7 protein-coding genes and 2 pseudogenes are annotated in these 7,917 nt (G+C 57.6%); 6 read left to right on the top strand and 3 right to left on the bottom strand.

What is annotated here, in order from left to right; translation table 11 throughout:
- Positions 1-74: 74 nt before the first annotated feature.
- Both KBT70_RS19575 and KBT70_RS19570 read left to right on the top strand, forming a co-directional pair.
- Positions 75-494 (top strand): hypothetical protein, encoded by a 420-nt coding sequence (locus tag KBT70_RS19575; protein ID WP_053079185.1) that lies wholly within the window; start codon positions 75-77, stop codon positions 492-494.
- Positions 495-553: 59 nt separating this feature from the next.
- Entirely contained in the window at positions 554-718 is a 165-nt protein-coding gene (locus KBT70_RS19570; protein WP_156178419.1) for a hypothetical protein, read from the top strand.
- 271 nt (positions 719-989) lie between these two features.
- On the opposite strand, the pseudogene KBT70_RS19565 reads toward KBT70_RS19570, so the two are convergent.
- Both KBT70_RS19565 and KBT70_RS19560 read right to left on the bottom strand, forming a co-directional pair.
- Positions 990-1,963, bottom strand: a pseudogene (locus tag KBT70_RS19565) (Tn3 family transposase); the annotation flags it as partial.
- Positions 1,964-1,971: 8 nt separating this feature from the next.
- Positions 1,972-2,753, bottom strand: a protein-coding gene (locus KBT70_RS19560; protein ID WP_296638070.1) for an IS5 family transposase whose coding sequence is annotated in 2 segments (ribosomal slippage) — positions 1,972-2,411 and positions 2,411-2,753 — 783 coding nt in all. Because the reading frame shifts where the segments join, the coding sequence is not laid out codon by codon here.
- Between the two features lie 55 nt (positions 2,754-2,808).
- Here KBT70_RS19560 and KBT70_RS19555 point away from each other — a divergent pair.
- The gene (locus tag KBT70_RS19555) at positions 2,809-3,837 is read left to right on the top strand and encodes an IS110 family transposase (protein ID WP_296638067.1); all 1,029 of its coding nucleotides are present in this window, start codon (positions 2,809-2,811) and stop codon (positions 3,835-3,837) included.
- Between the two features lie 360 nt (positions 3,838-4,197).
- On the opposite strand, the pseudogene KBT70_RS19550 reads toward KBT70_RS19555, so the two are convergent.
- Positions 4,198-4,971 (bottom strand): annotated as a pseudogene (locus KBT70_RS19550) (Tn3 family transposase); the annotation flags it as partial.
- Positions 4,972-5,062: 91 nt separating this feature from the next.
- Between KBT70_RS19550 and KBT70_RS19545 the strand changes: the two are divergent.
- The 3 genes from KBT70_RS19545 to KBT70_RS19535 all read left to right on the top strand — a co-directional run bounded on the left by KBT70_RS19545 (position 5,063) and on the right by KBT70_RS19535 (position 7,905).
- Positions 5,063-5,314 (top strand): hypothetical protein, encoded by a 252-nt coding sequence (locus KBT70_RS19545; protein ID WP_244148447.1) that lies wholly within the window; start codon positions 5,063-5,065, stop codon positions 5,312-5,314.
- A 655-nt stretch (positions 5,315-5,969) separates the two neighbouring features.
- Positions 5,970-7,409, top strand: a complete 1,440-nt coding sequence (locus tag KBT70_RS19540) for a multicopper oxidase family protein (protein WP_296638062.1) — start codon at positions 5,970-5,972, stop codon at positions 7,407-7,409.
- A gap of 40 nt (positions 7,410-7,449) precedes the next feature.
- Entirely contained in the window at positions 7,450-7,905 is a 456-nt protein-coding gene (locus KBT70_RS19535) for a DUF411 domain-containing protein (RefSeq protein WP_296638059.1), read from the top strand.
- The last annotated feature ends 12 nt before the right edge of the window (positions 7,906-7,917 follow it).

Here is a 7,917-nt window from a genome sequence, read left to right as displayed (position 1 = left end):
TCCAGGCTGTCGGTCGTGAACCTTGCAAGCTCCGCCCAAAGCGGCGCTCCAACCGAATTCAAAGGAGAGTTCTCATGAACGCTACGAAGAAAGTTATCGCCACAATCGCGGTCCTGACCGCCACTGCGTCCGTCGCCCTCGCTGACGGCCACGTGTCCAACGCGCTCGAAACCGCAGAGCAGGAACTGAGCCACGCCGTCGTGGTCAAGTCCGTGACCGCCGCCGCGGATGGTTGGGTCGTGATCCACGCAATCAAGGACGGCAAGCCGGTCGTTCCGGCCTCGATCGGGCATACCTATGTCAAGGCTGGCATGACCGAAAATGTCTACGTTCCGCTGACCGGTGACTATGACGGAGACAAAGTCATCGCGATGTTGCACGTCGATGATGGCGAACTCGGCGTCTACGAATTCGGACCCGGAAGCGTTGCGAACGACAAGCCGGTGGTTGTCGATGGCGGCCCGCTGGTCAGCCCGATTTCGATCGACGACTGATCCCTTTGGCCGGGCGCTCTTCGCATCGCCCGGCCAGATCGTTTTTTTGGAGGTGCAATATGTCGAACCAGGAACCGGACTTCGAGAAATCGAAAAAATGGCATTGGATCCCGTTGGCGGGCATAGCGGCGGCCGTCGCCTTCGCGCTGTTTGCCGCGCTCTATGAGGATGCTTCGGACGAGCCACTGAATGACGCGGCGAATGATGTCGAACATCTGAACTAATTACACCTCCTCCAATCTAGGCAAACTCAATTCTGTGAGTAAGCAGAGCTTTTCGACAGTCAAATAGATGAGGACGAAACCATACACTTCGCATCAGCCCAGGCAAAATCCAATGACTGCTTCCAGGATATGCGCAGATGTCGAACGGCATGTTTGCCGCAGTTGCATAGCGATGCTGCGTCAGCAATAGCCGCAACTGCATAAGTTTGGTTTGTCCGCACTGTGTGAGTCCATGCGCCTCGTAGCCAAGGTCCGCTGTCCTGCGTATCATTTTTTTTGGCCATTTGTATTCTCCTGTCAGCAGAATGTGCGCCCACCCGAGTGGCGATGTATGCGCAAGGAGGTCAGGCTGAATAGGCAGGCCCGCGTCTTGGCGCTGCACCACCGCCTCACCGAGCCGGGCGGTGTTCCAGTATATGACGATGGCCGCCAGCAGATTGAGCGCCGCCATACGATAGTGCTGTCCTTCGGTCGTGCGGTCTTGTATTTCGCCCTGCCTGCCGATGCGCAGAGCATTCTTCAGCGCGTGATGCGCCTCACCTTTGTTCAATTCGATCTGCACTCGCCGCTGCATATCCGCGTTGAGTACCCAATCCAGCATGAACAATGTGCGTTCGACACGGCCGACTTCCCTCAAAGCAACGCGAGATCGTTCTGGCGTGGATACGAAGCCAGCTTGCGGAGGATTTGGCTTGGCGCGACCGTCCCCGCCGTCATTGTGGCTGCAATCCTGAGAATGTCAGGCCAGTTTGACGCGATCAGGCCTTCGCGGATTTTGCCGCCAATCATTCCTTTAAGGTTCTGTGGCGTTCCTCCGGCATCGGACACATAAAGCCGCTTTGATGGCAGATCCCAGATGCGCGGAATGAACCGATGGCCCAGGATCGACGTGACCGCAAAGAGGTGATCAGTGAAGCCGCCTGTGTCCGCATATTGTTCCTTGATCCGTTTGCCGACATCATTGTTCAGCAACCCATCAAGGATGTAAGCTGCCTCGCTGACCGTGGCCGGAATGGTCTGAGATGCAAACGGCGCAAACTGGTCCGAAACATGCGTGTAGGCTTTCAGCACCGGCTCATTTCCGTATTTGGCATTGATCAGATTCATCGCCTCGCCTTGTCGGGTGGTTGGAAAGAACTGATCGTCGCTGGATGCGGTTATCCCCATGCCCCAGAACTACGCCATAGGTAGTTTGGCCTGAGCGTCCACGATATTCGCAAGCGCCCGTCCGTAGGCTCCAGACTCATTGATGATCAAAGCCAGAACAAGACGGTCGCGGCGAGTGCGATGGCTGAGAGGAAGACCTTCGGGCATCTGTCGTAGCGAGTGGCAACCCGGCGCCAATCCTTCAGGCGACCAAACATAATTTCGATCCTGTTACGACGTTTGTATCGACGCTTGTCGTATTTGACGGGCTTTGCTCGCGACTTCCGGCCAGGGATGCACGGCTTTATGCCCTTGTTTTGCAAGCCTTCACGGAACCAGTCGGCATCATAACCTCTGTCGGCCAGAAGCCATTGCGCAGGAGGAAGACTGTTCAGCAATGCCGCTGCACCAGTATAATCGCTGGCCTCGCCTGCGCTCATGAAGAAGCTGATCGGGCGGCCGTTTTCATCTGTGACGGCATGCAACTTGGTGTTCATGCCGCCCTTTGTTCGGCCAATCAGGCGACCGCGCCCCCCTTTTTCAACCCAAGGCTCGAAGCCGTGCGGTGTGCTTTGAGATAGGTCGCGTCGATCATTACCATCTTCGGAACTGTCGCCTCAGAGGCCAACCCCTCCATCATCCTCGCGAAGACGCCCATGTCGCCCCACCGCTTCCATCGGTTGTAGAGGGTCTTTGCCGGGCCGTATTCCTTCGGCGCGTCGGACCACCGCAAGCCATTGCGATTCATGAATATTATTCCACTCAGAACGCGCCTGTCATCCACGCGTGGCTTGCCATGGCTCTTTGGAAAGAACGGCCGAAGCCGCGCCATTTGTTCGTCCGTCAGCCAGTAAAGATGGGGTGGTTGCCGTCCTTCCCCAGCCGGCATCGCGATGTGCCACAGTGGTGCTGACTGCACCCACAAACATGGAGAGGACGGTAAGATGAAAGATATGCTGATCGGCGTAGATCTGGCAAAGAGCGTTTTCCAGCTTCATGGAACGTCGATGACGGGAGACGTGAAGTTCCGCAAGAAACTGTCGCGCGGACAGTTCTTACACTTCATGTCAGAACACGCTCCGTCGTTGGTCGTCATGGAGGCTTGTGGTAGTGCCCATTATTGGGCACGCGAACTGATCAAGATTGGTCATGACGTCAAACTGATAGCGCCCCAATACGTACGGCCATTCGTGAAACGCCAGAAAAACGACGCGGCAGACGCTGAGGCGATCGCAGTTGCAGCACGGCAGCCCGAGATGCGGTTCGTTGAGATAAAGACTTCCGCACAACAGGCGCGCGCAGTTCTGTTCCGGGCGCGTGAACGCCTTGTTGCTCAACGCACCGAACTTGCGGGCGCATTGCGCTCTGCGCTTTACGAATATGGAAAGGTCATCCCGTCCGGTCTCGCCCATCTCAAGCGCGTCGAGCTGATCGTTGACGATCCGCAGAGCGACATTCCGGACCTTGTTCGCGATGAATGCCGAGACCTGCTCGTTCAAATCGGTGAGAAGACCGCTCGGATCGAAGATAAGACAAGACAACTGACAGAGCTCTCTCACGAAAGCAATCTTGCCCGGCGGGTTCAGACGATGCCAGGTGTTGGGCCGATAACAGCACTTGCAGTCGAAGCCTTTGCCCCTCCGATGGACTGCTTCCGCCGCGGGCGCGATTTTGCCGCCTGGCTCGGGCTTGTTCCTCGACAGTTCTCTTCCGGCGGCAAGCAAAGACTGGGCAGGGTGTCCAAGGCCGGTCAGGCCGATATCCGGAGACTGCTGATCATTGGTGCTATGGCCCGGGTAAACTGGGCAAGCCGAAAGCCACCCGTTAAAGGCTCGTGGCTTGCGCGCATGCTGGAGAAAAAGCCGCGGATGCTTGTCGCGATCGCACTTGCCAACAAGATGGCCCGCGCCATCTGGGCTATGCTGGTGCGAGAAGAAGATTATAACGAACCGAACCTGGCGGTGATGCCATGAGATGGTAGCAACCATGATTTGCCAAGTTCGCTAAGACGGTGGGAGAAGTCGACGACCTGAATGGGCAAAACGATCGAACGATCCGGATAGGGAAAGCCAGCGAGTAATCTTGAGATAACGATCTCTAAGAAAAGATTTGGACCCGATCCGCGGATCACCATACCGGCCAGCGGCTTCATGACACGCCGCGCTTCAAAGGCCTGACAGAAGACCGCACTCGATCACCGCCAACAAGAGGGTCAGAAGCTTCTTGCACCTTGGACGGCAACCACAGAAGATTGCTCATAATGCCCCCAGATTTTGGGAGTTTGAATCATGCAAGCTTGGCAGCCTCAAGCGGATTAATGGGTCTGGAGCCTAGGCTTCACTTTCAATGTGCCACCGCGAAATACGCATCAATTCCCAAAACCCATGCGAATTACTCGCCTTAGCCATCTTGCTCAATCCAAGATTCAAGCCTTCCGAAAGCAGCACATTCAGCAAGCCAATCCGATCCTTCGGCGGTGCCCCTGTCCGTAGATGTGTGAACGCATCGGTGAACCCAGTTGCATCATCGACCAGCAACATGATGTCGGTGATGCGCGTATCCGGGACACGCTTATACAGATCAAAGAGCAGATCAGCCGCGCCGTTCGGGTTTTGTGTAGGCAATCGGCTGAGCTGCAGGACACCGTCTTCGATGGCCCCGCCGGGGATCGTTCCGCGTTTCGCCGCCTTTGAGAGTTTTTCCAGACCGATTTCCATCTGGGCATGGCGGTCTGCCAACCATTGCTCGGGATCAAGCGGCACAGCAAGCCGCGCATTTGCCGCTGCCGTTGTTGCGGGAACCAGAACCTGCTTGAGATCACCGTAGCGCTTGGATTGTGCCAGCCAGATATCGCCGGATCGGAAGGCGTCCCGCAAATGGAACAGAACCGCCACCTCCCACAAGCGTTGATCACTCGGTTGCTGCATCTTCAGGTGCTGGTGCCACTTCGAGGTGCGTCGCAGAAAATCTGTTGGCACAGAATGCCTTGCGCCATTTTTGATCAAATCGATGGCAGCCAAGAGCGGCGTAGCCACATGCGCCCCGTCGATCTTAAGAAGATGGAGCATTCTCGGGACATAGCGCCGGAATCGGTTATGACCCTGCACCGGTGCGGCACACGCGCAGGAGGTCGAGGTCTGGCGCGACGAAACCACCTTTACGCTTGCACCCGGCGACAGTGCCGAGTGGAAGCTGGTCATGGAAGAGGGCCAGACGGAAGAATACCGAATGCTGGTCGATGGCGGGCGTGTGAACTTCAACATGCACGGCCATGGCGAGGGCAATTCGGTGACCTATGAAAAGGGCCCCGGTTCGACGGGCGACGAGGGCGAGATCATCGCGACATTTGACGACGAACACGGATGGTTTTGGCGGAATCGGGACAGCCAGCCCGCAACCGTGACTGTCCAGGTGCGCGGCGAATACACCGAATTCAAAGACGCAAGTTGACACAAGGGCAGCCACCCGCATGAAAAGATGCGGGTGGCTGCCTGGCTCCGAAAAAGACCTTGGATGAGTCCGCAGTCTCGCCTCAGATTTTCCCCCGAAACCAACCTCGGGCATATTTTGGCCAATCAGTGAGTACCCGCGTGGCAATGTCACGCCTATGTTACGGGATACTTCTTGACCTCCCCCTACTGGAAGCTTGCATAAGGATCGCATGATCTGTGTTTTCCGCCTCATTTTGATCCTTGCATTGAGCTTCGGTGCCGTGGTTGCGCCGGATGTATCGGCAGCGAATGCGGCTGAGGCAGCAATGGCTCAGATGGCGGGCGCCGAAAGCGCGGACGACCATTGCAGCGGATGCGATCCGATCGGATTTGCTGACGGGATATCCTGCGAGGGTGGGTGTACAGTCCCTTGTGGCGCGGGAAGTACGGCCGGTATCGTAGCTCGTACGTCAGCGATGACGCTTGAGATGGCCTTCGGAGTTGTCATCCCGGTCGCGGGACCTGTGATCCCGATTGGCTCGGTTCCCTCCCTTGATCCATTTCCTCCCAAGCTGCCTGTCTGAACCTGATAACGACCTCGCTTGTTGCGGGGCCTGACCGTTGCCTTGGCCGAAGCTGGCTGAGTGCGACCCTTTCAGATCAAGGCAGAAGTAATGACCCTCAACAGACTGATTTCACGACGGCACGTGCTGCGCACCGGTGCCGCTTTCACGGCCATATCCACTCTGTCACCGGCACGAGTAGCGATGGCAGGTCCGACAGAGGACCCATTCTTGCTACGCGCTGCGGCCGGACAAGCCGCCCTGCGACCGGCACCCTACGGCCCTACCGACGTCTGGAGCTACAACGGATCCCTCCCCGGCCCCGAGATCCGGGTGCTGCAGGGAGACCGAATTCGGGTTCTGGCCGAGAACGGGCTAAATGAAGGGACGACGGTCCACTGGCATGGCATTCGCACACCCAATGCGATGGACGGTGTGCCGTTCCTGACACAGGACCCGATCCCGGTCGGTGGCGAGTTTCTCTACGAATTCGATGCGCTGGACGCAGGTACATTCTGGTATCACCCGCACCAGCGCAGTTCGGAACAGGTCGGGCGCGGGCTTTACGGGCCGCTGATCGTCGAGGAAGCAAACCCGATCCGCGTGGATCGCGATTTGACCTGGATGCTCGATGACTGGCGGATGACCGGCGACGGACAGATTGCGACAGATTTCGGAAGCCGGCACGACGCGATGCACGGCGGTCGTATCGGCAATTCCGTGACGATCAACGGCCAGATCCCTGACCGTATCGCGGTGCGATCCGGGGAACGCATCCGCCTTCGGCTGGTCAATGCAGCGAACGCGCGGATATTCGGGCTGGATTTCGGGGGGCTTGCGCCGGTCGTGGTCGCTCTGGACGGTCAACCCGTGTCACCTCATGTACCAGACGATGACATCGTGGTGGTCGGTCCGGCCATGCGTGTCGATCTGGTGATTGATATGATCGGCAAGCCCGGAGAGAGCCTGACCATCACCGATGTCTTCTACAGGGATCTGGAATACCGTCTGGTCGATCTCGCCTACGGGCCGGATCGGTTACGGGACGCGGTCCCGGACTGGTCGATGGAACTGCCACCCAACCCGCTGGCCGAACCCGATATGCAAGCTGCCACGCGGCATCAGATCATCTTTAATGGCGGCATGATGGGGCAGATGATGATGGGCGGCGGCATGGGGTCCATGATGGAGCAGATGCGCGAAGGCAACATGTGGTTCATCAACGGCAAAGCAGCAACGGGGCACATGATGGATCCATTGCTGGTCCTGCCGCAGGGCACGTCGCATGTGCTGCAGATGGACAATCGCACCGCGTGGCATCACCCGATGCATCTTCATGGACATTCGTTCCGTGTGATCACACGGAACGGGCAACCGACACGGCATCGCGAATGGCAGGACACCGTCCTGATGGCACCGGAGGAACGGGTCGAGATCGCCTTCGTGGCGGACAATCCGGGAGACTGGATGTTCCATTGTCACATCTTGGAACACCAGGCGGCCGGCATGATGGGCATCATACGTGTCGATCCTGGCACGACCAAAACCTGAAACAATCTCACGTAACGATCACCACGAAAGGAAAGAACCGATGAAGAAACTAATTGGACTTGCCAGTCTTGGCACCGCAGGTGCTGCCGCTGTCTTTGCAATGAGCCTGAATGCCGCGCCTGCCGCAGCGCAAGAGGCCACGCTCTACAAGAACCCGCAATGCGGATGCTGCGAGAGCTATGCGGACTACCTGCGCGAGAATGGCTTCACGGTCGAGGTAAAGCCGACCCATGATCTTGCTCAGATCAGCCGTGATGCAGGTATCCCGGACGATTTCCAGGGCTGCCATACGACCTTTCTGGGTGACTACGTCGTCAGCGGTCATGTGCCAATTGATGTCGTCAACAAGTTGCTTGATGAGCGCCCGGACATTGCCGGTCTGACACTTCCCGGCATGCCGTTGGGATCGCCGGGTATGGGGGGCGCGAAGCAGGAACCGTTCAAGATTTACACCGTCGAAGAAGGTGTGAACCCGACCGTCTATGCGGTCGAATGATCAATTGCGCGG

The organism is Roseovarius sp. (assembly GCF_018066915.1).
Classification (GTDB): domain Bacteria; phylum Pseudomonadota; class Alphaproteobacteria; order Rhodobacterales; family Rhodobacteraceae; genus Roseovarius.
Note: the sequence above shows the minus strand (reverse complement) of the source record. Positions and strands in the feature narration are given on the sequence as shown.

Excerpts from the sequence above, each read along its gene's own strand:
- KBT70_RS19555 (WP_296638067.1), top strand. The coding sequence starts at position 2,809 with ATGAAAGATATGCTGATCGGCGTAGATCTGGCAAAGAGCGTTTTCCAG.
- KBT70_RS19570 (WP_156178419.1), top strand. The coding sequence starts at position 554 with ATGTCGAACCAGGAACCGGACTTCGAGAAATCGAAAAAATGGCATTGG.
- KBT70_RS19575 (WP_053079185.1), top strand. The coding sequence starts at position 75 with ATGAACGCTACGAAGAAAGTTATCGCCACAATCGCGGTCCTGACCGCC.
- KBT70_RS19535 (WP_296638059.1), top strand. The coding sequence starts at position 7,450 with ATGAAGAAACTAATTGGACTTGCCAGTCTTGGCACCGCAGGTGCTGCC.
- KBT70_RS19545 (WP_244148447.1), top strand. The coding sequence starts at position 5,063 with ATGGAAGAGGGCCAGACGGAAGAATACCGAATGCTGGTCGATGGCGGG.
- KBT70_RS19540 (WP_296638062.1), top strand. The coding sequence starts at position 5,970 with ATGACCCTCAACAGACTGATTTCACGACGGCACGTGCTGCGCACCGGT.